The organism is Kribbella sp. NPDC004138, from assembly GCF_053603655.1.
This window is the reverse complement of the sequence record NZ_JBSGFZ010000001.1, coordinates 1-24,552: the sequence shown is the minus strand read 5'-3', so window position 1 is coordinate 24,552 and position 24,552 is coordinate 1. Positions and strand designations below refer to the sequence as shown.

The following is a 24,552-nucleotide window of genomic DNA, read 5'->3' as shown; positions in this document are numbered from 1 at the left end:
GGCGCGGATCGCCGCTCTGTTCGTCATGGATCACGCCGCGGGGAAGGAGATCAGTGTCGACGGCTTGTCCGTCGTACTGACCAGCGTGTCGTCGGACTCGCACACCTGGAATCTTGTCGTCCTGCAGTTGCTGCTCGAGGAGCTCGGCCATCAGGTCCGCAACCTCGGCGCCTGCGTCCCGGACGACCTGATGGTCTCGGAATGCCTGCGGCTGCGGCCCGACCTGATCGTCGTCAGCACGGTGAACGGGCACGGCTTCCACGACGGGCTGCGGCTGATCGGTCAGGTCCGCAATCACCCGGAGCTGGCCGGTACGCCGATGGTGATCGGCGGGAAGCTGGGGATCTCCGGGCCCGGGAGCGAGCGCAGCCGGTCCCAGCTGAAGGCTGCGGGGTATGGAGCGGTCTTCGAGGACGGCACCGGACTGACCGCCTTCCGGTCGTACGTCGGTCGACTGACCACCGGCCGGGCTTCGTGAGCGGCCCGGGCACCGGCTCGTTCGGTGACTTCGTCGCCCGCGCCCACCGGTCCGGCCGGCTGGTGGTGCAGCCGCGGATGGGGGTCAGCGATCCGGTCGCGATGCGGGCAGGCCTGCTGGCCACCAAGAGCGCGGCGGCCACCACGGTCGGGACGATCACGCTCGACAGCTACACCCGGATGGGTGACAACGTGAACGCGCAGTCGGCGCTGGCGAGCGGCATCGAACTCAACGGCTATCCGATCGTCGCGCACGACCCGGCCACCACTCGCAGAGTCCTGGACGGTGTCGTCGAACCCGACTTCCCGGTCCAGGTCCGGCACGGTTCGCCCTGCCCCGAGCCGATCGTGGCCGCGCTGATCCGCGCCGGGCTGCACGCGACCGAGGGCGGGCCGGTCTCGTACTGCCTGCCGTACAGCCGGATGCCGTTGTCGGAGTCGATCCCGAACTGGGCCCGTAGCTGCGACCTCCTGGCCGAGGTCAGGTCCACCGGAGCCGAACCGCACGTCGAGAGCTTCGGCGGCTGCATGATGGGCCAGCTCTGCCCGCCCAGCCTGCTGGTGGCGTTGAGCGTGCTCGAGTGCTTGTTCTTCCGTCAGCACGGGATCCGCAGCGTCTCACTGAGCTACGCCCAGCAGACCAACCCGGACCAGGACGTCGAGGCGCTGCTGGCCCTGCGCCGGCTGGCCGCCCAGTGGCTGCCGGACATCGAGTGGCACATCGTCGTCTACACCTACATGGGCGTGTATCCCAGGACGCCGGACGGCGCCTCGCGGCTGCTCGAGGAGGCCGCACGGCTGGCTGTCCGGACGGGCGCGGGCCGGCTGATCGTGAAAACAGTTGCCGAAGGCTACCGAATTCCCACCTTCGCGGAGAACATCGCCGCCCTGGAGACCGCGGCGCTGGCCGCCGAGCACTGCCTCACGATCGCCGGCGAGACCGCCGACACCGGCATCCACGCCGAGGCGACCACCTTGATCGAGGCTGTGCTGGACCTCAGCCCGGACATCGGAACTGCGCTGGCCACCGCGTTCCGGCGCGGCTACCTCGACGTGCCGTACTGCCTGCACCCGGACAACGCCGGCCGGGCCCGCAGCTACCTCGACAGCGCGGGGCGGTTGCAGTGGTCCTCCGTCGGGTCGATGCCGATCCGCGGTGCGGTCGGCCCGACCGACCCGGCAGACCTGACGGCGGCGGGGCTGCTGGCCTCGTTGTCGTACGTCGAACGCACCTACGACAGCGCCAGCCTGGAGCACGAGTACCGCGCCGCACCCGCGGCCACGCACCTTCCGACACCGACCGCACCGCCCCTACCGGGCGCCTCAGCAGGGAGCACAGGAGATGACCGAGACCCGGATCCCGGAGACCGAAGCCCGGCTGCCCGCCAGTCCGCGTGAGCACCTCACCTCGCCGGTCACCCGGTCGGTGCTGAAGATCCAGCACCGGATGCTGACCGCGGCCCGGCAGTACCTCGGCGCCCAGGGGTTCATCGAGTTGCTGCCGCCCGTCATCGGCCCGGTCACCGACCCCGGCGCCCGCGGCGCCAAGCAGGTCGACGTGGACTACTACGGGCACCGCTACAAGCTGATGACGAGCGCGATCCTCTACAAGCAGGCCGTGCTGACGTCGTTCGACAAGATCTTCTTCATCGCGCCCAACATCCGGCTGGAACCGCTCGAGACCGCATCGACGAGCAGGCACCTGGCCGAGTTCCACCAGATCGACATCGAGATGGCGAACGCGTCCCGGGACGACGCGATGACGGTCGCGGAGGAACTCGTTCGCCACATCGTGCAGCAGGCGGTGGAGCACCTGCCCGGTGAGTTCGAGGCGCTCGGCCGGGACACCTCCGAGTTCACCGAGCTGCTCACCGAGCCGTTCCGGCGCCGGACGCACGCGGACGCGGTCGCGGACCTGCAGGCCATGGGGCACGACCAGAACCCGGACGCCGAGCTCGACTGGGAAGGCGAGGCGAAGCTGTCGGCGAAGGCCAGCCGACCGTTCTTCGTCACCGACTACCCGAAGGGGTCGCGCGGCTTCTACGACCGGGAGAACAAGGACCTGCCCGGGATGCTGCGGAACTTCGACCTGATCGCGGCGGAGGGGTACGGCGAGCTGTGCAGCGGCAGCGAACGCGAGCAGGACTACGCGACGATCATCGCGCGGATGCGGGAGACCGCGGAGAACCCGGCGAAGTACGCGTGGTACCTGCAGATGCTCAAGGACGGCGTCCCGCCGAGCGCGGGTTTCGGACTCGGCCTCGAGCGGTTCACCCGGTACGTCGCGGGGCTGGATTCGGTCTGGCAGGCGAGCGCGTTCCCGAAGGTGCCGGGGATCGCCTCGCCGTGACCGCCCGGTTGCCGCGAAGATATCGCCCATGACAGAAACCTCGTCGGCACCGGCGGGCCGGCTCAGTCTCGGACAAGGCACGGCGTTGTACGTCGGCGCCGTCCTGGCGACCGGCGTCATCGCGCTGCCGGCGCTCGCTGCCGACGTGGCGGGCCCGGCCTCGCTGCTGGCCTGGCTGGGACTCGCGGTCGTGTCCGCTCCGCTGGCCGCCACCTTCGCCGCGCTCGGCGCCCGCTACCCGGATGCGGGCGGGATCGCGACGTACGCGCGGCTGGCCTTCGGCGAACGGGCCGCGGCGATCGTCGGCTGGTGCTTCTACCTGTCCGTTCCGGTCGGCGGGCCGGCCGCCGCGTTGTGGGCGGGCGGCTATGTCGAAGGGGCGCTGGGCGGCGGACGGAGCACCGTCGTCGCCACCATGGTGGCGCTGCTGGTGATCGTGCCGGGCGCGAACGCCTTCGGCATCCAGGTGACGGGACGCGTCCAGATCGCCCTGGCCGGACTGCTGACGGTCTTCCTGGGTCTCGCGGTCGCGCTGTCGCTGCCGCACGCCGATCTGTCCAACCTGGAGCCGTTCGCACCGCATGGCTGGCAGGCGATCGGACCGGCCGCCGCTTTGCTGGTCTGGAGTTTCGTCGGCTGGGAAACCGTTACCTACCTGACCGCGGAGTTCCGGCGGCCGGCCCGCGACGTGCCGCGGGCCACTGCCATCGCGGTGATCGTCGTCGGCGTGATCTACCTCAGCGTCGCCTTCGCCACGGTCACCGTCCTGGGTCCGCGGGCCGGCGACACCGCGGCGCCGCTCGGCGATCTCCTGGCCATCGGCCTCGGCGGCAACGCCCGGGTGCTGGCCGCTGTGGCCGCGCTGCTGCTCACCTTCGGCGCGATGAACGCGTACTACGCGGGCGCCGCCAAGCTCGGCGCCGCCCTGGCCCGCGACGGCGCACTGCCCGCCTGGCTGGACCGCGGCAGCTCAGCCGGTGAGGTTCCCCGACGCAGCCTCGCCGTACTGAGCGCGATGTCGATGACGACCGCCGCGATCGTGGTGGTGGCACGGCTGGAGCCGCAATCCCTTGTCCTGCTCACCACCGGGCTCTTCGTGACCGTGTACGCCGTGGGCGTCGCGGCAGCGGTGAAGTTGCTGCCGCGACGCAGCGGAGCACGGTTCGCCGCGCTCGTGGCGCAAGGAGCTGTCGTGGTGCTGCTCCTGATGGCCGGGGTCTACCTGATCTGGCCGTTGGTGGTCACCATCGGCGCGTTGCTCTATCTGCGACTCACGCGATCAGCGAGACCCGTAGAGCGCCCGCAGCCCTAGGACGTCGCCGCGGCCGAGGGTGCGCATGTGGCCGGTACAGCGTCGGACGCCTGGGTACATCGTCAGGTTGACGTCCTCGGCCGCGCTGAGGTTGACCAGTCCGTAGACGTGGCCGATCTCGTGGGTCAGCACCGACTCCACGTCGTACCGCCAGCGATCCTGATCGGGCGGCAGCGCCGGCTGGCAGGCGGGGTCGTTGACCGGATCGTAGGTCCACTTGTAGTCGGTGTCGTTCATCCTGATGTCCGCCGAGACGGCCATCGTGACGCCGTGCCGGGTCTCGGCCCAGGTGCACGTCCACGCCAGTGTCGCTTCGAGGAAGCCGCCGGGCAGATCCCCCGCGTCGATCACGTTCCGGCCGTCGGAGTCGCCGCAGGTGGTCTGCCCGTCGGCGTACACGAAGTTGCCGCGCTCGTTGGTGTGGCCCACGAATGCGCCGGCCGCGTGGATCCCGCCGCGCAAACCGCAGGTGTTGCGGCCTTGCGTCATGTTGGCGGTTGCCCTGCGCGCGGCTGCGTCGAAGGCGGCCTGGCTCTGGTTCGCGAGCGCCGTTCCTCTGGTCGTACGGAACAGCCAGGGTTTGTACCACTTGTAAGAACGCAGGCTGTACGTGTCCCGCTCGCAAGCCCCGGGACCTGGCAGGTCCGGGAACTTGCTCGCCTGGTGGTGCGAGCCGGTCGTCACCACGCCGCGGGCGTCGGTGGCGAGGGTGAAGGTCCGGGCTCCGTCCGGATACAGCATGTCGAGGGTGACGCTGCGCCCCGGCTGCTGAACCGGGAGCGGTACCCCGTTCCCGGCGTCGACGAGCCGGCCGACGGCACCGCACTCGATCGCGGACCGGGAGGCCAGGTCGGCGAGTTTCAGGACGCCTCGCGGCAGGCCGCACGGATCGGCCGCGACGGCTGCTGTTGTGGTCAAGGGCGGTGCCGAGCCGACGCCGAGCGTCGCGCTCACGAGCACCACGATGGCACGCGTGTACTTCATGATGTTCCCCCCTTGGCGCTGCTACGCCGTATATCCGTGAGAGACTCCGCGCGCGCTGCGGTGATACGGCGTATTTTCGGTGGACCGCCGCCGCCTCTTCCGGTCAGAGACCGATCGAAGGAGGGCATCCTGTACGCCGATGGGTTCCCCGAAGCAGCGATCCGCGAACGCGCCAAGGCCGGCGCCGCCGACGCGTTCCCACCCGCCGACGACTACGGGCAGGCGCTGTTCGGCGCCGGCAGCGGTGCCGCCGAACCACCGTTGCCCGACGACCCCATCGACCGGCTGCGGCTGGTCCCGCCGGTCTTCGTCCCGCAGCGGCTCGCCCAGCTCGTCGAACTGGCCCGGGAGCCGGTGTACCGCGACGTGCGGCTCGAGACGACGATCGGCGGCTTCCGGTCGACGGTGCCGGTGTACGTGTCGGCGTTCGGGTCGACCGAAGCGGCGAGCGTAGCCCTCGGGGTGGCCGCCGCGCGGCAGGCCGGCCGGCTCGGCATCCCGATGGTCATCGGCGAGAACGTGATGCCGGTCAACAGCTACGGCCGGCTCGAGGCCGACGCAGAGCGTTCACTGCTCGGCCGGATCCGCGCGTACCAGAAGGAGGCGCTCGACTCCTACGGCGGTGTGGTCGTCCAGCAGAGCACAGAGGATGCCGACGCCGAGGTCTGGAACCTGGTGTACAGCGACCCGAATGTCCTTCCGCTGCTGGAATCCGGGCGGCTCGCGTTCGAGCTCAAGGTCGGTCAGGGCGCCAAACCGGGACTGGGCGGGATGACGCTGGTCGACGCGAAAGCCGCCGCGCGCCTGACGAGCGCGTACCTCATCGACCCCGTGTTCGGTGGCGAGCAGGTCCTGCGCAGCAGCAGCCCGGGAACCTTCACCGAGGAGATCCTGCGGCAGCAGATCCGCTTGATGCGCAACAACTACCCGCGGGCCCGGGTCTGGGTGAAGCTACCGCCTGCGCGCGACGTGTCGGCGGCGGCGCGGGTCGCATGGGCAGCCGGCGCGGACGCGGTCTCCGTCGACGGCGCTGAGGCCGGCACCGGCTGGGCGCCGCGCGCGTTCCTTCGCCATGTCGGGCTTCCGCTCGGCGAGTGCCTGCGGCGGATCGGTCAGGACCGCAACGACGCGGATCCCTCGTGCCTGCTGGTCTCCGGGCGCATGTGGGAGGGCGCCCGGGTCGCCAAGTGCCTGGCCCTCGGCGCGAACGCGGCCGGCCTGGGCCGGGCCGCGCTCATCGCGGTGGACACCGACCCGGAGCAGGGCCTCGTCAACCTCGTCGAGTGCCTGGCGCTCGAGCTGCAGTTCCTCGTCAGCGCGCTCGGCAAGTACCACGTGGAGGCACTCGGCGCCGAGGATCTGTGGAGCCCGGCCGATCGCTGACGGTCCGCCGGGGCTCCACAGATCCAAGCGATTGGCCTAGGCCAAGGTCCTTCGGGACGCGAGGAACCGGCTCTGGTCCAGCCTCGGCAGGTCGGCCACGTTGGTCCGGGGACGGGCCCGGACCTGCCGGCTGCGCACCAGGTTCACCAGGTCCGCCGAGGGTTCGACGCCGAGCTCGGCCGCCAGGCTCCGCTCGAAGAACTCGAGCCGGCGGATCGCCTCGACCACGTTGTCCTCGGCCAGATGGACCTCGATCAGCACCCGGGTCGCGCTCTCCCGCAACGGCTCCAGACGGACCGCGGCCATGGCTGCCTCGATCGCCTCGGCGTACCGCCCGGAGCAGGTCAGCTGCTGGGCCGTCAGCTCGAGCGCGTGCAACTGGAGCTGGCGCAGGCGTTCCCGCCCGAGCAGGACCCAGTCGTCGTACCAGCCGGGCAGCAGCTCTCCCATCGCCGCGAGCGTCGGCAGCAGACCTTGGTCGGCTCCGCATTCGCCGTCGTTGATCACCCGGCGAATGGCGGTGATCAGCGTGTTCACGTCGACGTCCACGGACTCGTCGACGCGGAGCGTCTCGTCGCCGGTGACCAACGGCTGCACGCTCAGCTGACGGAGCCGCCACAACGCGGTCCGCAGACAGGCCTGCGCCTTGGAGTCCGACACTTCCGGCCAGAGCGTTCCGGCTACTTCGGCACGGCTGGACCGTCCGCGGAGTGCGACGAACGCGACGACCCGGCGCGCGCTGAGCGGAATGGACAAGGTCTGTTGACCATCGACGACCCAGAAGCCGTCGAGCATGCGAAGCCGCACGGATGGGTGGGCTTCATCAGGCGGGTTCGCCGGATCCGGACGATCCGCCGGTACGGGCTGCGCGTGCATCTATCGATCTCCCCCACTGGATGCGTATTCCTCACGACCGCCACCGATCGACAATGCTCTCCCCCAGCGAGAACCTTGGGCGGGCAGGCTCCCAGGTGCAGGCATAGACGCCTCCTCTTTGCGTGGCTGCCGAGCTACCTTCCGTGAAGTCTGAGCCGTCAATTACTCGAGTGCAAGCCGTCAGGACGACGGATATCCCCTGCCGACGACGGCACTTGGTGTATCACCAACCACGGGTCAGCCGCTCTCGTTCGTCAGTAACAGCTCCCGGGAGGACGGCGTGACCGACAACACCGAAGGTGTCGTGCTGCAGTTGAGCAGTGGCTTCCAGCCGTACCGCGAGTACCTGATGCGCGGCGCGGCCGCCCGCGGGCCGCTGTGGCTGATCGACGACGAACCGGCCGGCTGGCAGCAGCCGTACATCGCCGGCAGCTCAGTCGTCCTTCCGCTCGAGGGCGCGGGACTCGCGCTCGACATCGATCGTTTGCTTGCGGTCGCCGACTCGATCGCTCGTATTCATGGGGTTCGCGGCGTCTTCACCTACGACGAGCCGTCGGTGGTCGCGGCCGCGCTGATCGCGGACCGGCTCAAACTGCCGGGCCTGACCGCGGAGGGCGCGCAGGGTTGTCGTGACAAGGCGCGGACCCGGCAGGCGCTCACCGACGCCGGTCTGCCGCAGCCGGAGTTCGCGGTCGCCACAACGGCCGACGAGGCCGCGACCGCCGCCGCGACGATCGGCTACCCGGTCGTGGTCAAGCCGCGCGGGATGGCCGCGAGCATCGGTGTCGCGGTGGTGGACGACGCGTCCGGAATCGTTGAAGCGTTCGAAAGAGCGGACAGTTCCAGCCGCAGCGGTCCGGCCGAGTACCACGGCGGGGCGTTGATCGAGGAGCTCGTCGACGGTCCGGAGATCAGCGTCGACGGAGCGGTCGTGGCGGGCGAGTACCAGCCGTTCTTCGTTGCCCACAAGCAGCTCGGCGCCCCGCCGTACTTCGAGGAGATCGGCCACATCGTCGACGGCGCGGACCCGCTGCTGACCGATCCCGAGCTGCGCAAGCTGCTGCAGTCCGCCCACGAGGCGATCGGCACGCCGTACGGCATCACGCACACCGAGATCCGGTTCAGCTCCAAAGGACCGGTCGTGATCGAGGTGAACGGACGCCTCGGCGGCGACCTGATCCCGTACCTCGGCAAGCTCGCGACCGGTATCGACCCCGGCGCGATCCTCGTCGACGTGGCGCGCGGCAACCGCCCGTACCTGGAAGCCGATCACCGCACGTGTGTCGGCATCCGGTTCTGCTACCCGCCCGAGGACGCCCGCGTCGTGAAGATCTCCGTCCCGGAGCCGGGAGCCGTGCCCGGCCTGGTGGAGGCGCATCCGATGGTGGCCGAGGGCGCGACGGTCCGGCTGCCGCCGCGGGCGCACATCGGGCGGCACGCGTACGTCATCTGCACCGCGAACGATCCCGCGACCTGTGCCGACCGGCTGACCGCCGCGGCAGAGCTCGTCGAACTGAAGTACGACGCACTGAACGAGTCCGACTACTCGGGCCGGCCCTGGTAAGCCACGACCCTATTTGGAGCCCTCATGACCAACCACGAGGTCGAACTGCTCGCCGTCGGCGCCGGGCCGGCCAACCTCGCCCTCGCCGTCGCACTGGAAGAACTCGGTGTCGACGGCCTGGCCGAGAACTCGCTGTTCATCGAACGCGGTCAAACGGTCGAATGGCAGCGCGGTCTGCTGCTGCCCTGGACGAAGAGCCAGGTGGCCTTCGCCAAGGACCTGGTGACGCTTCGGAACCCGCGCAGCAGGTTCACCTTCCTGAACTACCTGCGCAGCGTCGGCCGGCTCGACGACTTCATCAACATGGGCAGCTTCACGCCGTACCGGGTCGAGGTCTCCGGGTACCTGAGGTGGGTGTCGGAGTCGCTGCGGAAGGTCCGGCTCCAGCTCGGCTGCGACTGCGTCTCGATCGAACCGCAGCGGAACCCGGCCGGCGCCTTGACCGGATGGCTCACCCGGCTCGGCGACGGCAGCACGATCTCCAGCCGCTATCTGGTGATCGGCGCGGGGCGCGACCCGTACGTCCCGGCCGAGTTCGCCAAGTTGCCGGCCGACCGCGTGATCCACAGCACGCAGTACCGCCAGCGGGTCGCAGCACTCGACAAGACCAAGCAGCACCGGGTCGCAGTGGTCGGCGCGGCGCAGAGCGCGGCCGAGATGTTCCGGGCGACGCAGATCGACCTGCCGAACAGCGACGTCAGCTGGGTGATGCGCTCGATCGGGTTGCGCGCCTACGACACGAACAAGTTCACCAACGAGCTCTACTACCCGTCGTACATCGACAAGTTCTTCGAGGCCCGGCCGGAGGGCAGGGACCAGATCCTGCGAGAGATGCACCTGACGAACTACTCCGGCGTCGAGAGCGATCTTCTGCAAGAGTTGTACACGAGCATGTACCTGGACCGGCTGGCCGGTGTCGACCAGCGGCGGCTGGTGCCGATGACCGACATCGTCGGCGCCCGCACCGAGGGGGACGAGGTCGTGCTGGAGCTGAGCGACCGCAAGACCGGTACCGTCAGCGAGCTGCGCCGGGACCTGGTGCTCCTCGGGACCGGGTTCGTCCGGGAGATGCCGCGGCTGGTCCGTGGGCTCAGCGACGCCATCGGGCTCGACCGGATCGAGGTGAACCGGCAGTACCGCCTGCAGCTCGACGAGCCGTCGGACGCGGCCTGCTACCTGCAGGGCGTGAACGAGGCGACGCACGGCATCGCCGATTCGCTGCTCAGCGTGCTCGGCAACCGGGCCGGCGACATCGCGCAGGACATCCTCGCGCACCGCGCCGGACGGCGGACCAACGGCGTGCACCGGCCGGCGGCCGAGCGGCTCACCGCGGTCCCGGTGTCCGCCGACGGCGCCGTCCCGGCCTGACCGGGGAGCAATCCCGATGCAGCGGCGGGGCAGTTCGTTGTTTCCCATGCCCGGCCGCGCCACGGCGGTCGGTGCCCTTCTGGTGGCCGGCGCGGCCGCCCTGGTCGGCATCGGCTACGCCGCCGGCTGGCTGCGCCCGGACCACACGTCCGCGGCGGCGTCCGTACCGGGCGCCGCCGGGCCGAGCGCCGCGCAACAGATGTGGCGGCTGCTGCTGGCGGTCGCGGTCATCTGCGCACTGGCGACCCTCTGCGGCCGGCTGGCCCGGCGGATCGGTCAGCCCGCGGTTGTCGGTGAGATCGTCGCCGGTCTGGTGCTCGGCCCCTCGGTGATCGGCTCGCTGGCGCCCTGGCTGTTCGACGCCATCCTGCCGGCCGAGGTCCGGCCGAACCTGGGTCTGCTGGCGCAGGCCGGGCTGGCTGTCTTCATGTTCACCGTCGGGAGCGATTTCGGCCGGGACCGGATCGGCCGCGACCGCGGTGCGATCGCCGCCGCCAGTCTCGCGATCATGGCGGTCCCGTTCGCCCTCGGACTGCTCGCGGCGCTTCCGCTCTACTCGACGCTGGCCGGTCCCAGCGTCCATCGGCTGCCGTTCGTCGTCTTCATCGGTACGGCGCTCAGCATCACCGCGTTCCCCGTCCTGGCCCGGATCGTGCAGGAATGCGGACTGCAGGGCACCCGCCTCGGCTCGCTGGCCATGCTGTGCGCGGCAGCGGCCGACGTGCTCGCCTGGTGCGCGCTCGCCGTCACCATGGCGATGATCCGGTCGGCCGGGCCCGGTGAAGCATTACTCGCACTCGGCCTGACGCTGCTGCTGGGCGCGGCGGTCCTGCTGGTGCTCCGGCCGCTGCTGCAGCGACTCGCCCAGCGGTTCGCCGGGTCCCTGCCTACGCCCATCCTGGTGCTGCTCGTGCTCGGCCTGATCCTCGGCCTGGCCGCGGCGACCGACCAGATCGGCGTCCACGCGATCTTCGGCGGTTTCCTCGCCGGTCTGGTCCTGCCGAAGGACAGCCCGCCGGTGGCGGCCGTGGCCGAGCAGATCGGCGGGCTCAACCGCGCGCTGCTGGTACCGGTCTTCTTCGCCTCGATCGGCCTGCAGACCAACGTCAACGCGGCGATCTCGCAGCCGCAGGTGCTGGCCGCCGGCGCTGTCCTGCTGGCCGTCGCGGTCCTCGGCAAGCTGGGCGGCGCCGTACCGGTGGCCCGGGCCGGCGGGCTGCCGGTGCGGTCCGCGGCCGGCCTGGGAGTCCTGATGAACGCTCGCGGGATCACGGAGATCGTCGTACTGTCTGCCGGGCTCGGCGTCGGCATCATCAACCACAGCGCCTTCACGGTGATGGTGCTGATGGCCCTGATCACCACGATGATGGCGGCACCGTTGCTGCGCTGGTTGGGCCCGACTTTGCGCGATCGGAGCGTTACCGAGCAGTCGCCGAGCGACACATATGCAAACGGTGACGCGACAAGCACGATTCCGTGACGAATTGACTACGCCTGCGTGACGGCCCCGGTGATCGAATAGGCGCCGAAGGCAGCACTGACGACGACCACGGGGGCATGGTGAGGCAGAGGGCCGTCCGGAGTTTTGCCGCAACACGGCTTCACCGAAGCCGCTGATGCCATCGGCTTTCGGGCCGGTGCGTTCGCGCACCGGCCCGATCTTCCCCTGCCCACGCGCGCTCCGTCGCCACCTGCGCGGATCAGCGAAAGGAAGTGAAGCGTGTCGACGATCTCGCTACGCAGCACTGCACGGCCGGCCAACGGAACGCGTCACCACACCGATTCCATCCACTCGAGCACCATCGAGGACGTCCTGAACCGCGCACTCGCCTCGGACTGGTCGGCGTGGAAGGAGTTGGAGCGCCGCTACGGCTCGCTGCTGCTGCACACTGCGCGCGGTGTCGGCCTGAGTCACAGCGACGCCTTCGACGTCGCTCAGCAGACGTGGCTGCGGTTGTGGCAGCACGGTGGCCAGATCCGTGATCCGCAGTGCCTTCCCGCGTGGCTGGCCGCGACGGCACGGCGGGAGGGGCTGCGGGTGGCGATCAGCCGCAAGCGGTACCTGCTGTACGCCGATCCGACCACCGAGCACGGCGACGGCCAGCGGGCGGCCGTGGTCGACGTCTACCCGGCCGACGGTGAGTACGAGCCTTCCACCGAGCGGGCCCTGGCCCGGCTCCCAGGGCGCTACCAGCGACTGATCCGGCTGCTGATGTCGGACAGCTGCCCGTCGTACCTGGAGATCGCCGAAACGCTGAACCTGCCCATCGGAAGCATCGGACCGATGCGGATGCGGGCCCTGCAGATGCTGCGCCGTACCCCCGAGCTGGCCACCGCCGCCCGATGACCGGCGCGGCCGCGAGCTCCGGTGCCCCGGACCGGGGACACCGGGGCTCGTGGCCCAGAAGACAGGGTTCTGGGTTTGAGTGCTGCCGTTTCTGCTTGAAAACAAGGGGTTTCACACTTGTCGTGACATGGGGCAGACTGGGCTTCCGTGACTGATTATGTGGCGGCCGAGAGCCGGTACGACGACCAGATGAGCTACCGGCGGACCGGACGGAGCGGGCTGCAGCTGCCGGCCATCTCGCTCGGCCTGTGGCACAACTTCGGCGACGACAAGCCGTTCGCGACGCAGCGCGACATCCTGCGCCGGGCGTTCGACCTCGGCGTCACGCACTTCGACCTGGCGAACAACTACGGCCCGCCGTACGGCTCGGCCGAGACGAACTTCGGGACCCACTTCGCGCGCGACTTCCGGCCGTACCGCGACGAGCTGATCCTCTCGACCAAGGCCGGCTACGACATGTGGCCGGGGCCGTACGGTCAGGGCGGCGGCTCGCGGAAGTACCTGCTCGCCTCGCTCGACCAGTCGCTGAGCCGGATGGGCCTGGACTACGTCGACATCTTCTACTCGCACCGGTTCGACCCGGACACCCCGCTCGAGGAGACGATGGGCGCGCTCGACGCGGCGGTCCGCTCGGGCAAGGCGCTGTACGCCGGCATCTCGTCGTACTCCGCCGACCGGACCCGGGAGGCCGCGCGGATCCTGGCCGAGCTCGGTACGCCGCTGCTCATCCACCAGCCGTCGTACTCGATGCTGAACCGCTGGATCGAGGAGGACCTGCTGGACGCGGTCGGCGACCTCGGCGTCGGCGTGATCGCGTTCTCGCCGCTGGCGCAGGGCGTGCTCACCGACCGGTACCTGGGCGGCATCCCGTCCGACTCCCGCGCGGCGCAGGGCAAGTCGCTCAACCCGGACTCGCTCACCGAGGACACCCTCACGCACGTCCGTGCGCTGAGCGAGATCGCGCAGCAGCGCGGCCAGTCCGTCGCCCAGCTCGCGCTCGCCTGGACGCTGCGCGACGACCGGGTGACGAGCGCGCTGATCGGCGCCTCCAGCGTCGCCCAGCTCGAGGACAACCTGGCCACCGTCCGCAACCTGAAGTTCAGCCCCGAAGAGCTCGAGGCCATCGACGCCGACGCCGTCGAGGCCGGTATCAACCTGTGGAAGAAGAGCTCCGACGCCTGAGCCGTACTCCGCACCGCCCACGCCCGCCGCGACCTGTCCGCGGCGGGCGTTCGCGTTCCGGGGTACGGCCGGGGTACGGCCGGGTCACGGAGCGGGGTGAGGCGGTTGCGGTTCGGGTGGGATGGGCACACGCTGGAGGGAGACCCTCTGGAGGTGGTTGTCATGACCGCTTCGACGCTTGAACTGGCCCTGACCTACGAACACGCACGGATCCGGGAGCTGGCCGAGCCGGCTCACCACCCGGACGCCGCGCACCCCGAGCACCGGCACCAGACCGACTGGTTCTACGCGATCGCGGCGCAGCACCTGGCCGCGGCCGAGGACGTGCTCCTCCCGCACGTGCGGCGGCTCTCCGACGGGGAGGAGCTGGTCACCCGGTACGTCGGCAACGCGAAGGAACTCGAACGCTCGCTGCGCTTCCTGAAAGGACGGCAGTACGGCGACAGCCGGTTCGTGGATCTGCAGCACGACGACCTGTGGCGGCAGATCGACCGGCTGCTCGACGAGCACGAGACGATCGAGACGACGTACGGCCGCCGGATCTCCGAGCAGCTCGACGGCCCGGACGTGAACCGGCTGACCGAGAACCTGCTGGAGGCCGAGGAGATCGCCCCGACGAGGGCGCACCCGTACTCCCCGCACACCGGGTCGGCGGGCCGGCTGGCGCACCGGATGTGGCGGATGGCCGACGCCGCCTGGGACAGCGCCGAGGGACGGGTCATACCGACGAAGTACCACGCTCACCCCAAGCGCGACTCCGCGCTCTCGCACTACCTGTACGGCACACCGATGCCGCACGAGGAGGAGCACGAGTAGAGCCCGGCCCCGGCGGATGCCTCCGCCAGGACCGGGCCCGATTGCCGACCGTCACTGCGCCTGGTTGTGGGGCCGGCTGGGTCCCGTCCCCGCTGCGCCTGAGGTGCGGAGCCGGGCCCTGCGTCCTCCCCCGCTGCGCCTGGTGTGCGGGGGAGGACGGTCCGTGAGCCTGGGTACCGCAACAGCTACCGGTACCCAGGACTGGTTATTTGAGTCCGTCGAGCGCCTTCTTCGCCCCCGGGTGCAGCGGCACCGGGTCGGTCTTCGTCGCGTTCTCCAGCGTGATGCCCTTCGCCGCCGCGTTCACCGCGACCAGGGCGCCCATGTTCTCGTACAGCGTCTTCGTCAGCTGCTCGGCCAGCTCGTCCTTCATGTCCTTGCGGACCAGCAGCACGTTCGGTACGACGATCGTCGCCACGTCGGCCGGCTGCTTGTAGGTCGCCGCCGGGATCGGGGCCTGCGAGTAGACCGCGCCGTACTTGTCGAACATCTTCGGCAGCAGGTCCGCGATCGGCAGCAGCTTCACGCCCTTGCCCATGCTGGTGGTCAGGTCGGTGATGCCGCCGGTCGGCAACCCGCCGGACCAGACCAGCGCGTCGATCGACCCTGACTTCATCGCGTCCACCGACTCCGGCAGGCCGAGCCGCTGCGCGGTCACGTCACTGGCCGGGTCGAGCCCCGCCGCCTCGAGCAGCCGGCGCGCGATCACCTCGGTGCCCGAGTTCGGCGACCCGGTCGAGACCCGCTTGCCCTTCAGGTCCGCGATCGAGTTGATGTTCGCCGAGGCGCGGACGGCGACCTGCGTGTAGTTGTTGTACAGCCGGGTCAGCGCGACCACGTCCTGCTTGGTCTTGAAGCTGTTCTCGCCGTTCACCGCGTCCGCCGCCGAGTCGCCGAGCGAGAACGCGATGTCGTAGTTCCCGCCGACCAGGCCCTGGATGTTCTGCACCGAGGCGCCGGTCTCGCTGGCGGTCGCCCGGTAGCCGGACATCTTCTGCGAGATCACCGAGGCCAGCGCACCGCCGAGCTGGTAGTACACGCCGGTCGTGTTGCCGGTGGCGATCGTCAGCCGGCCGCCGGACTCCGAACCGGATCCGGACGGTTCGCGCTGGCCCCCGCAGGCGGCCAGCGCCAGCACGGTGACAAGTGCCACTGCAACAGATCGGAGTCTCATCAGGCAACGGTTCCTTCCTCGGCAGCGGCCTGGCGTTGCCGCCGGACCAGATTGATGACGCCGGCAACAAGTAGCAAACAGATTCCGGCGGTGATGGTTACGGGCGCGAGATAGAGCAGCAGCGCGGCGGCCGGGACGCAGAACGCGCGCTCGAGCCAGGTCGTCCGCACGAACACCCAGCCGCCGGTGACCACGGCCAGCGCGGCCACCGCCAGCATCGACACCAGCGTGGTCCAGACCATGCCGGCGAACGAGCCCTGACCGAGCAGGTGCGCGCCGTTGTCGGTGAGCACGAACGCGAACGGCACCAGGAACGCCGGCAGCGTGTACTTCCAGGCCTGCCACATCGTCGGCATCACCTTGCCGCCGGTGATCGCGGCGGTCGCGACCGCGGCCAGCGCGGTCGGCGGCGACACCTCGGACAGGACCGCGTAGTAGAAGATGAACATGTATGCCTCGGGCTGCGTCACGCCGAGGTTCACCAGGGCCGGCGAGATGATCACCGCGGCGATGATGAACGACGCGGTCACCGGCACCGCAAGGCCGAGGATCAGCACGGCGAACGCGGACAGCACCACGGTCAGGATCAGGACTACGGTGTGGTTGTCGGTCAGCCCGCGGGCCGCGTTGACGATGATCTCCGCGAGGTTCAGCCCCAGACCGGTCTGGGTCGTGACCGCGACGATCACACCGGCCGTCGCACAGGTCGCCGCCACCGGCAGCACCGAACGGGTGCCCTGGGCAAGCGCCTTGAACAACCGCCGCCCGGTCAGCCGGTGCTCGCGGTCCAGGAACGACAACCCGAACTGCACGATCACCGCGTAGACCACGGCCTTGAACGGCGGGACGTCGACCGCCATGAACCCGATGATCACGAACAACGACAGGAAGTGGTACCCGAACCGCAGGAACAGCCGCCACGCCGACCGGTCGGACACCTCGGTCGACGTCGTCCCGTGCTTGCGGGCGTCGATCTCGATCGCGAGCAGGATGCCCAGGTAGTACAGGATCGTCGGGATCACGGCGAACCCGAGGACCTTCAGGTACGAGACCTGGAGGAACTCGGCGATGATGAACGCGGCCGCACCGAGGGTCGGCGGGGACAGGATCGCGCCGATCCCGGACGCGGCGAGCATTCCGCCTGCCGGTTCGGGCGGGTAGCCGGCCCGGCGCAGGATCGGCCACGAGACGGTGCCCAGCGACACCGCGGTCGCCGTCCCCGACCCGGACACGCTGCCAAGCAGGAAGCCCGCCAGCGTGACCGTGCGGCCAGGTGCGGTGCGGCTGCGCCGGAAGGCGGCGAACGACAGGTCGATGAAGAACTTGCCCGCGCCCGAGTAGTCGAGCACCGCGCCGTAGATGGTGAAGAGCACGATGTACGACGCGGCGACGTTCAACGGGGTCCCGTAGAACCCCGCCGTACCCATCGTGAACTGGGCGATGATCGCGTCGAAGTTGAAGCCTTGGTGCGCGAGCGACCAGGTGTAAGGAAGGTATCCGCCGTAGTACGCGTAGGCGATGAAGACCAGGCTGAACACCGGGAGCACCCAGCCGGTCGTGCGACGGCACGCTTCGAGCAGCAGCACCAGCAAGACAGCACCGGCGACCACGTCCATCGCCGACGGAGCCTGCCGGCGCTCGAGGTAGCCGTCGAAGTCGAGGAGCGGATAGACGCAGACCGCCAGCGCCACCAGCGCGAGGACCCAGTCGGCCACGCCGGGGTCGTCATGGGCGCGGGCCCGGAACGGATTGATGACCGCCGGCACCTTCCAGCCCCGGTAACACAGCAGCGTGATCGGCAGAACCGCTGCGAGAAAGATCACCAAGTAGAACTGCGTTCCTTGTGGTAAAGGTGCGAACACCTGCACCAGGACGCCGACGCTGACGATTGCGCACCAGACCGAAATCACCAGGTCCAGGGCAGGCCGGAGCCGCCGAGCGGGGCGTTCCTGCTCGTACTCGGCCAGTTCTTCCTCGGAGGGCACGGTCGCGCCACCCCCGCTGTGAACACCGACAGTCATCTAGCGGTTCCCTCCTGTGTCCGGAAGGCTAATGTTGCCGAACACTGGGTGGAGTCGCGTGATTACGTCTTTACCAAGATCTGACACATCAGACCGTGACCTGGCCTACGATCACCGCATGAGTGGCGCGGTTCGGATTCTGCTGGTCGAGGACGATCTCGATATCGCCAATGCACTGATACCCGCCTTGCGGCGTTACGGCCTGATGGTCACGCACGTCCGCACGGCCGCCGACGCCCTGGCGGCCGACCCCGGCGACCTGGTCCTGCTGGACCTGGGACTGCCGGACGGGGACGGTATCAACGTGTGCCGGCAGATCCGCACGGTCTCGGACGTGCCGGTGATCGCGGTGACGGCGCGCGGCGAAGCCGCCGACCGGGTCCGCGGCCTGCGCAGCGGCGCCGACGACTATGTGGTGAAACCGTTCGCGATTTCCGAGCTGCTGGCCCGTATCGATGCTGTACTTCGTCGTACCGGCCTCTTGCAGCCCCGCCCCCGGGTGACCGTCGGCGACCTGACCGTGGACATCGAGGCCCGGACGGTTCAGGTGGCCGACAAGCCCATCAGTCTGACCCGCAAGGAGTTCGACGTGCTCGCAGTGCTGGCCGCGCACCACGGCCGGGTGGTCCCCCGTGAACAGGTCGCGCTGTACGCCTGGCAGTCGGTGTTCGAGGCGTCGTCGCGCACCATGGACGTGCACGTCGCCAGCCTGCGCGCCAAGCTCGGCCGGCCCGAACTGGTGCAGACCATCCGCGGCGTCGGTTACCGCCTGGGCTCGGACTGACCGTTGCGCCGTCGACTACTGCAGTCCCTCGTCCCGATGGTCGTCGCCCTGGCGATCGTCGCTGTGATCCCGCTGGCGAACTTCATCGCCACGAGTACGTCGCGCACGCTCTTCCTGTCCCGCAGCAACGACGCCGACTGGTTCGCCGCGATGGCCGAGTCGCCGTTGCAGACCGGCGACATCGCGAACCTGCGTGAACTCGCGGTCCGGTACCAGGAGCTCTACAACACCCCGGTCTTCGTCGTCGACGTCGACTCCCGCGTCGTGGCCACCTCGGTGTCCGGTGTGGACGTGAAGGAGGAGGACATCTCGGCTGCCCTGCACAGCACGCTGGCGGGCCGGCTGCCGGCCGAGCCGCCGCCGCTGTGGCCGTGGCGCTCCGGCGAGATGGTCGTGTCCCGCCCGGTCGTCAACAACGGCAGTGTGCTCGGTGCCGCGGTCCTGCGGGTGCCGACCGACAAGGCGCGCGACCAGGTGCAGAGCGGACTGCTGCTGCTCCTCGGCGGCCTGCTGATCAGCATCGGCGCGATCATCATCGGTATCGTCCGGCCGATCACCCGCTGGGTGCTGCGGCCGCTGCAGGACCTCGACAACGCCACCCACCAGATCACCCGCGGCGCGCTCGACACCCGGGTGTCGACCGACGGACGCGCACCGGAGCTCCGCCGGCTGGGCGACAGCTTCAACTCGATGGCGCTCAGCCTGCACCAGGCACGGCAGCGTGAGCGTGAGTTCGTCGCGGACGCGTCGCACCAGCTGCGGACGCCACTGACGTCGGCCCGGATCCACATCGAGGGCCTGTCCCGGCTGTCGCCGACCGCGCGGTTCGCGCTCAGCGACATCGACCGGCTCGGCCGGATCGTCCAGCGGCTGTCCCGGCTGGCCGGCTCGGACCGCCCGTCGGGCGATGCCGAGGGCAACGAAGAGCCGCTGGACCTGGCCCAGGCGGTGAAGGAGCGCCTGGTCGGCTGGAAGGCCGTGTACTCCGCCGACGACCTGGAGCTGATCGTCGGCGAGATGGTGCCGGGCGGGGTCGCCCCGGAGCTCGAGGTCGACGACATCCTCGACGTCCTGCTCGACAACGCCTCGAAGTACGGCGCGCCGCCGGTGGAGGTCTCGGTCACCCGGGACGGCACCGAGGTGGTGATGTCGGTCCGCGACCACGGTCTGGGACTCGGCTCCCGGGACCTGAAGAAGGTCGGCGAGCGGTTCTGGCGCAGCGCGCACCACCGCGAGATGCCGGGCACCGGCCTCGGTCTGGCGATCGTCCGCTCCGAGGCGGCCCGCGTCGGCGGCCGGGTCGTGGCCCGCCCGCCGATCGGCGGCGGCCTGGTCATCGAGGTCCGCGTCCCGCTGATCGACGACTACGACGCCTGATACGACGCCTGAGGAGTCACCCGGGTCGCCCCGGGTGACTCAGATGTGGTTCTGGCGGTACCAGCGCTCGGCGGCGGGGTGCAGCGGCACCGGCATCGTGGCGATCGCGGAGCGCGGGTCCAGCGCACCGGCTTCGGGGTGACCGCCGGTGCCCGGGCTGGCTCCGGGCGACGGCGTGCCCTTGATCAGGTCGTTCTGCCGGCGGAACAGGGTGTTGACCGTCCACCAGGCCCAGGAGTCCGACAGGTTCGGCTTCGCGATCAGGTAGTTCGGGATCGCCAGCGTCGGCACCGACTGGGCCAGCCCGTACTGCGAGGGCGGGATCGCCGACACCATGAACCCGCCGAACTCCTTCAGGGCGATCGCCTCCGCGACGCCGCCGATGTCCAGCAGCCGGAACCCGATGGTCTTCTGCAGCGCGACGATCGGATCGGTCGGCACACCGCCGCTCCAGACGAACGCGTCGATCGACCCTTTGGCGGCACCGGGCCTGGGCTGCAGCGCGGTGACCATCTCTCCCAGCGTGAGGTTCTTCCGGGTGACGGCGACCGTGGCCGGGTCCAGCGTCGGGTTCTTCTGGATCACGTCGGCGCGGGCCTTGTCCAGGATCAGGTTCGCGACGATCTCGGTCCCGGAGTTCTTGGGGCCGACACCGACGACCGTCCGCCGCGTCGGGTTGTCCTTGCTCGGGAACAGGTCGTCCAGGCTCTTCGCCTTCGACGCCATCGGTACGACGACGTGCACGTAGTTGTCGTACACGCGGGCCAGCGCGGTGAAGCGCAGCGCGCCGGTGCTGAACTCGCCGGTGCCCTCGTACGCCGCGAGCGCGGAGTCCGACGTACACAGTCCGAGGTCGGCTTTGCGGCCGGAGACCCGGTACAGGTTGTCCACCGACCCGTCGGTCACGATCGGCTTCAGTTCCATGCCGGTGACCTCGCTCACCAGCCCGCTGAGCGCCGTCCCGAACGTGTTGTAGACGCCGTTCAGGTTGCCGGTCGCGAAGATCCCCGCCTCCGAGGGCGCCGGCTCGTCGGCGCGGCCGCGCGAGCAGCCCGGCAGCAGCAGTCCGGAGGCCGCGGCGGCGCCGAAACCGAGGAAACCGCGGCGGGTCAGCCCGGTCGGCCGGGCAGGGGTCAGCAGGCGGGGGCGATCCATGCAGGACAACCTAGACAACAATGAGGCCTTGCGGGTAGCCGCGGCGGCGGCCCGCAACCCAACCGCTACGCACAGAGATTCCACACAGCGAGAGACAAACTGCGTCTGGACGCGGCCGGGGTCGGTGTGACAGCGTTGTCATCTGCGGCCTGGTCGGCCGCGTGAGGATCCTTTCCCGGAGGCTGATTTCGTGCACGACGACCGTCAACTCATCGAGGAGCGGCTCAAGCGCGCCCTGCGGGAGCGACTCCGCCCCGCGATCTACGGCGCGGCGGTCCCGCTGGACATCGAGGTGTGGCACGCACCCGGTGAGCCGGTGTCACCCGCCGAGGCGCTCGCCCAGACCTACGAGCCGGCCGCGATCGGCCTGCCGTGGGGCCCGGCCTGGGGCACCGCCTGGTTCAAGTTCAGCGGCCAGGTGCCGGCCGAGTGGGCCGGCCGTGAGATCGAGGCGGTCATCGACCTCGGCTTCAGCGGCGGCCCCGGCTTCTCCGCGGAGGGCCTGGTGCACACCACCTCGGGCCGGCCGCTGAAGGGCCTGCACCCGCGGCAGACCTACGCCCCGTTGTCGATCCTCGGCCCGGACGGTACGGCGGCCTCGCCCGGCGACCGGATCGAGTTCTACGTCGAAGGCGCCGCGAACCCGGAGATCCCGCTCGACAACGCCTACGCGAAGGTCGACATCGGCGCCAAGCTCGGTGAGACGCCGATCTATCAGCTCACCCGCGCCGACCTGGCCGTGTTCAACGCCGAGGTGTGGGACCTGATCCTGGACCTCGAGGCGCTCGACGGCCTGCAGCGCGAGCTGTCCCTGCAGGACCCGCGCCGCCGGGAGATCCTGCGGGCGCTCAGCCGCTCGCTGGACGCGCTGGACTACGAGGACGTGGCCGGCACGGCCGCGGACGCCCGCGCTCAGCTGACCGAGGTCCTGAGCCGGCCCGCGCACGCCAGCGCGCACCAACTGTCGGCGGTCGGCCACGCGCACATCGACTCCGCGTGGCTGTGGCCGCTGCGGGAGACCCGCCGCAAGGTGGCCCGGACGGTGTCCAACGTTGCCACCCTGGCCGAGGAGTACCCGGAGCTGGTCTTCGCGTTCTCGCAGGCCCAGCAGCACGCCTGGGTGAAGGACAACTACCCGGAGGTCTGGGAGCGGCTGAAGAAGGCCGTCGCCGAGGGCACCATCGTTCCGGTGGGCGGCATGTGGGTCGAGTCCGACACCAACCTGCCCGGCAGCGAGGCGCTGGCCCGGCAGTTCGTGCACGGCAAGAAGTTCTTCCTGGACGAGTACGGGATCGACACCCAGGAGGTCTGGCTGCCGGACTCGTTCGGCTACACCGCGGCGCTGCCGCAGCTGGTGAAGCTGTCCGGCTCGAAGTGGTTCCTGACCCAGAAGATCTCCTGGAACAAGGAGAACAAGTTCCCGCACCACACCTTCTGGTGGGAGGGCCTGGACGGGACGCGGGTGTTCACCCACTTCCCGCCGATCGACACCTACAACTCCGACCTGTCCGGCCGCGAGCTCGCACACGCGCAGCGCAACTTCCAGGAGAACGGCGCCGCGACCCGCTCGCTGGTCCCGTTCGGGTACGGCGACGGCGGTGGCGGCCCCACCCGCGAGTTCGTCGCGACCGCGCGCCGGGTGGCGAACCTGGAGTCCTCGCCGCAGGTGACGATCGAGTCGCCGACGGAGTTCTTCAGCGCCGCCGAGGACGAGTACAGCGAGCACGCGCCGGTCTGGTCCGGTGAGCTCTACCTGGAGATCCACCGGGCGACGTACACGTCGCAGGCCAAGACCAAGCAGGGCAACCGGCGGACCGAGCACCTGCTCCGCGAGGCCGAGCTGTGGAGCGCCGCGGCGGTCGTCGCGGGCAAGCTCGACGCGTACCCGTACGAGGACCTCGACCGGCTGTGGAAGGTCGCGCTGCTGCACCAGTTCCACGACATCCTGCCGGGCTCCTCGATCTCGTGGGTGCACCGCGAGGCGGAGCGGACCTACGCGAAGATCGCCGACGAGCTGGACGCGATCATCTCCCGGGCGCAGCAGGCGCTGGCCGGCGAGGGTTCGGAGCAGATCGTCTTCAACGCCGCGCCGCACGGCCGCAACGGGGTCGCCGGCCTCGGCGCGGGCGTCGCGACCGCCGCGGGCCAGGCGGTCACCGTCGAGAACGGCGTGATCGACAACGGCCTGATCCGGGTCACGATCGACGAGCGCGGCCTGATCACCTCGCTGTACGACGTCGAGGCGCAGCGCGAGGTCATCGCACCGGGCACCGCAGGCAACCTCCTGCAGCTGCACGTGGACACCCCGAACCACTGGGACGCGTGGGACGTCGACTCGTTCTACAAGAACAACGTCCGGGACGTGACCGAGGTCGACAGCGTCGACTTCAGCACCGCCGACGACGAGGCGATCGTGGTCGTCAAGAGGTCCTTCGGCCGGTCCACCGTCACCCAGACGCTGCGGGTCGTGCCGGGCGCCAAGCGGGTCGACATCGAGACCGAGATGGACTGGCACGAGACCGAGAAGTTCCTCAAGGCGGCGTACCCGGTCGACGTGCACGCGGACCGCTCGGCGTCCGAGACGCAGTTCGGGCACATCTTCCGGCCGACCCACCAGAACACCTCGTGGGACGCGGCGAAGTTCGAGATCGCGGCGCACCGCTGGGTGCACGTCGGCGAGCCCGGGTACGGCGTCGCGGTGGTCAACGACTCGACGTACGGCCACGACATCAACCGGACCGCGCGCGCGGACGGTGGCACCACGACCACCATCCGGACGTCACTGATCCGGGCGCCGCGATTCCCCGACCCGCAGACCGACCAGGGCGTGCACGTCGTGAACCACGCGCTGGTGGTCGGCGCCGGTATCGGTGAGGCGATCGAGGAGGGCTACCGGATCAACCTGCCGGAGCGCCTGGTCACCGGTGCCGCCGGCGTCGAGCCGATCGTTGCCGTCGACAACGACAGCGTGATCGTCGAGGCGCTCAAGCTGGCCGACGACCAGTCCGGCGACGTGGTCGTCCGGCTGTACGAGTCGAGCGGCGGCCGCTCGCGGGCGACGGTCACCCCGTCGTTCCAGGCGGCCTCCGTCACCGAGGTCGACCTCCTCGAGCGCCACCTGGCGGACCGGGACCTGCAGGACAACGGAGTCAGCTTCGAACTCCGCCCCTTCCAGATCCTCACCCTCCGCTTCAAGCGTTCCTGACCCGGGCCCCCGGCCTCCACCCCTCCCCCACCCCGGAGGCCGGCCCCACCCCAGGAGGTTCCACCTCCTACCTCCCGCGCCCGGCGCCGCACAGCGGCGCCCGGCGCGGTGCCCCCGGTTTTGGCCCTACTTGTGGGGGTCGATGCCCCGCGTTGACCCCGCAGAAGGAGCGGGAAA

19 protein-coding genes are annotated in these 24,552 nt (G+C 70.0%); 14 read left to right on the top strand and 5 right to left on the bottom strand.

Annotated features, from left to right (window positions below):
• The first annotated feature begins 25 nt into the window (after nucleotides 1-25).
• From ACWEOO_RS00095 to ACWEOO_RS00080, 4 genes are read left to right on the top strand one after another with little or no spacing between them, the layout of a single operon-like run.
• Entirely contained in the window at nucleotides 26-478 is a 453-nt protein-coding gene (locus ACWEOO_RS00095) for a cobalamin B12-binding domain-containing protein (protein WP_359940337.1), read from the top strand.
• Nucleotides 475-1,875: a methylaspartate mutase gene (locus ACWEOO_RS00090; RefSeq protein WP_359940340.1), complete on the top strand. Its 1,401-nt coding sequence runs from the start codon at nucleotides 475-477 to the stop codon at nucleotides 1,873-1,875. Before ACWEOO_RS00095 ends, ACWEOO_RS00090 begins: the two co-directional genes overlap by 4 nt.
• Entirely contained in the window at nucleotides 1,820-2,827 is a 1,008-nt protein-coding gene (locus tag ACWEOO_RS00085; RefSeq protein ID WP_359940343.1) for an asparagine synthetase A, read from the top strand. The genes ACWEOO_RS00090 and ACWEOO_RS00085 overlap by 56 nt, the downstream gene beginning before the upstream one ends.
• A gap of 28 nt (nucleotides 2,828-2,855) precedes the next feature.
• A complete protein-coding gene (locus tag ACWEOO_RS00080; protein ID WP_452141044.1) occupies nucleotides 2,856-4,139 on the top strand; it encodes an APC family permease in 1,284 nt (427 codons plus the stop codon).
• Here ACWEOO_RS00080 and ACWEOO_RS00075 read toward each other — a convergent pair.
• Nucleotides 4,107-5,123 carry a matrixin family metalloprotease gene (locus ACWEOO_RS00075; protein WP_452141043.1) on the bottom strand — a complete coding sequence of 339 codons (1,017 nt, stop codon included), beginning with the start codon at nucleotides 5,121-5,123 and terminating at the stop codon, nucleotides 4,107-4,109. The two genes, ACWEOO_RS00080 and ACWEOO_RS00075, sit on opposite strands and share 33 nt — an antisense overlap.
• 36 nt (nucleotides 5,124-5,159) lie before the next feature.
• On the opposite strand from ACWEOO_RS00075, the gene ACWEOO_RS00070 reads away from it, so the two are divergent.
• Nucleotides 5,160-6,506, top strand: a complete 1,347-nt coding sequence (locus tag ACWEOO_RS00070) for a glutamate synthase-related protein (protein ID WP_452141042.1) — start codon at nucleotides 5,160-5,162, stop codon at nucleotides 6,504-6,506.
• Between the two features lie 36 nt (nucleotides 6,507-6,542).
• Here ACWEOO_RS00070 and ACWEOO_RS00065 read toward each other — a convergent pair whose 3' ends face one another.
• Nucleotides 6,543-7,313 (bottom strand): AfsR/SARP family transcriptional regulator, encoded by a 771-nt coding sequence (locus tag ACWEOO_RS00065; protein ID WP_355695614.1) that lies wholly within the window; start codon nucleotides 7,311-7,313, stop codon nucleotides 6,543-6,545.
• Between the two features lie 349 nt (nucleotides 7,314-7,662).
• Between ACWEOO_RS00065 and ACWEOO_RS00060 the strand changes: the two genes are divergently transcribed.
• From ACWEOO_RS00060 to ACWEOO_RS00035, 6 genes are all read left to right on the top strand, one after another.
• Nucleotides 7,663-8,946: an ATP-grasp domain-containing protein gene (locus ACWEOO_RS00060; RefSeq protein ID WP_452141041.1), complete on the top strand. Its 1,284-nt coding sequence runs from the start codon at nucleotides 7,663-7,665 to the stop codon at nucleotides 8,944-8,946.
• 24 nt (nucleotides 8,947-8,970) lie between these two features.
• Entirely contained in the window at nucleotides 8,971-10,314 is a 1,344-nt protein-coding gene (locus tag ACWEOO_RS00055) for a lysine N(6)-hydroxylase/L-ornithine N(5)-oxygenase family protein (RefSeq protein ID WP_363709991.1), read from the top strand.
• 46 nt (nucleotides 10,315-10,360) lie between these two features.
• Complete coding sequence (locus ACWEOO_RS00050) at nucleotides 10,361-11,794, top strand: cation:proton antiporter (RefSeq protein ID WP_452141040.1); 1,434 nt, start codon at nucleotides 10,361-10,363, stop codon at nucleotides 11,792-11,794.
• Nucleotides 11,795-12,034: 240 nt separating this feature from the next.
• Nucleotides 12,035-12,661, top strand: coding sequence for an RNA polymerase sigma factor (locus tag ACWEOO_RS00045; protein WP_452141039.1), 627 nt, complete (start codon nucleotides 12,035-12,037; stop codon nucleotides 12,659-12,661).
• A 147-nt stretch (nucleotides 12,662-12,808) separates the two neighbouring features.
• Complete coding sequence (gene mgrA / locus ACWEOO_RS00040; RefSeq protein ID WP_452141038.1) at nucleotides 12,809-13,843, top strand: L-glyceraldehyde 3-phosphate reductase; 1,035 nt, start codon at nucleotides 12,809-12,811, stop codon at nucleotides 13,841-13,843.
• Between the two features lie 162 nt (nucleotides 13,844-14,005).
• The gene (locus ACWEOO_RS00035) at nucleotides 14,006-14,659 is read left to right on the top strand and encodes a hypothetical protein (RefSeq protein WP_452141037.1); all 654 of its coding nucleotides are present in this window, start codon (nucleotides 14,006-14,008) and stop codon (nucleotides 14,657-14,659) included.
• A 205-nt stretch (nucleotides 14,660-14,864) separates the two neighbouring features.
• Here ACWEOO_RS00035 and ACWEOO_RS00030 read toward each other — a convergent pair whose 3' ends face one another.
• Both ACWEOO_RS00030 and ACWEOO_RS00025 read right to left on the bottom strand, forming a co-directional pair.
• Nucleotides 14,865-15,833 (bottom strand): TAXI family TRAP transporter solute-binding subunit, encoded by a 969-nt coding sequence (locus tag ACWEOO_RS00030; RefSeq protein ID WP_452141036.1) that lies wholly within the window; start codon nucleotides 15,831-15,833, stop codon nucleotides 14,865-14,867.
• Nucleotides 15,833-17,854, bottom strand: a complete 2,022-nt coding sequence (locus tag ACWEOO_RS00025; RefSeq protein ID WP_452141035.1) for a TRAP transporter permease — start codon at nucleotides 17,852-17,854, stop codon at nucleotides 15,833-15,835. The genes ACWEOO_RS00030 and ACWEOO_RS00025 overlap by 1 nt, the downstream gene beginning before the upstream one ends.
• Before the next feature lie 118 nt (nucleotides 17,855-17,972).
• On the opposite strand from ACWEOO_RS00025, the gene ACWEOO_RS00020 reads away from it, so the two are divergent.
• Both ACWEOO_RS00020 and ACWEOO_RS00015 read left to right on the top strand, forming a co-directional pair.
• Nucleotides 17,973-18,638: a response regulator transcription factor gene (locus tag ACWEOO_RS00020; protein WP_012918592.1), complete on the top strand. Its 666-nt coding sequence runs from the start codon at nucleotides 17,973-17,975 to the stop codon at nucleotides 18,636-18,638.
• 36 nt (nucleotides 18,639-18,674) lie between these two features.
• Nucleotides 18,675-20,015 (top strand): sensor histidine kinase, encoded by a 1,341-nt coding sequence (locus ACWEOO_RS00015; protein WP_359940379.1) that lies wholly within the window; start codon nucleotides 18,675-18,677, stop codon nucleotides 20,013-20,015.
• Between the two features lie 39 nt (nucleotides 20,016-20,054).
• Here the strand turns inward: ACWEOO_RS00015 and ACWEOO_RS00010 are convergent, their stop codons facing one another.
• A complete protein-coding gene (locus ACWEOO_RS00010) occupies nucleotides 20,055-21,170 on the bottom strand; it encodes a TAXI family TRAP transporter solute-binding subunit (protein ID WP_359940382.1) in 1,116 nt (371 codons plus the stop codon).
• Nucleotides 21,171-21,360: 190 nt separating this feature from the next.
• Between ACWEOO_RS00010 and ACWEOO_RS00005 the strand changes: the two genes are divergently transcribed.
• Entirely contained in the window at nucleotides 21,361-24,375 is a 3,015-nt protein-coding gene (locus ACWEOO_RS00005) for an alpha-mannosidase (protein ID WP_452141034.1), read from the top strand.
• Nucleotides 24,376-24,552 lie beyond the last annotated feature (177 nt).

Excerpts from the sequence above, each read along its gene's own strand:
- ACWEOO_RS00095 (WP_359940337.1), top strand. The coding sequence starts at position 26 with ATGGATCACGCCGCGGGGAAGGAGATCAGTGTCGACGGCTTGTCCGTC.
- ACWEOO_RS00085 (WP_359940343.1), top strand. The coding sequence starts at position 1,820 with ATGACCGAGACCCGGATCCCGGAGACCGAAGCCCGGCTGCCCGCCAGT.
- ACWEOO_RS00080 (WP_452141044.1), top strand. The coding sequence starts at position 2,856 with ATGACAGAAACCTCGTCGGCACCGGCGGGCCGGCTCAGTCTCGGACAA.
- ACWEOO_RS00075 (WP_452141043.1), bottom strand. The coding sequence starts at position 5,123 with ATGAAGTACACGCGTGCCATCGTGGTGCTCGTGAGCGCGACGCTCGGC.
- ACWEOO_RS00055 (WP_363709991.1), top strand. The coding sequence starts at position 8,971 with ATGACCAACCACGAGGTCGAACTGCTCGCCGTCGGCGCCGGGCCGGCC.
- ACWEOO_RS00050 (WP_452141040.1), top strand. The coding sequence starts at position 10,361 with ATGCCCGGCCGCGCCACGGCGGTCGGTGCCCTTCTGGTGGCCGGCGCG.
- ACWEOO_RS00035 (WP_452141037.1), top strand. The coding sequence starts at position 14,006 with ATGACCGCTTCGACGCTTGAACTGGCCCTGACCTACGAACACGCACGG.
- ACWEOO_RS00030 (WP_452141036.1), bottom strand. The coding sequence starts at position 15,833 with ATGAGACTCCGATCTGTTGCAGTGGCACTTGTCACCGTGCTGGCGCTG.
- ACWEOO_RS00025 (WP_452141035.1), bottom strand. The coding sequence starts at position 17,854 with ATGACTGTCGGTGTTCACAGCGGGGGTGGCGCGACCGTGCCCTCCGAG.
- ACWEOO_RS00020 (WP_012918592.1), top strand. The coding sequence starts at position 17,973 with ATGAGTGGCGCGGTTCGGATTCTGCTGGTCGAGGACGATCTCGATATC.
- ACWEOO_RS00015 (WP_359940379.1), top strand. The coding sequence starts at position 18,675 with ATGGTCGTCGCCCTGGCGATCGTCGCTGTGATCCCGCTGGCGAACTTC.
- ACWEOO_RS00010 (WP_359940382.1), bottom strand. The coding sequence starts at position 21,170 with ATGGATCGCCCCCGCCTGCTGACCCCTGCCCGGCCGACCGGGCTGACC.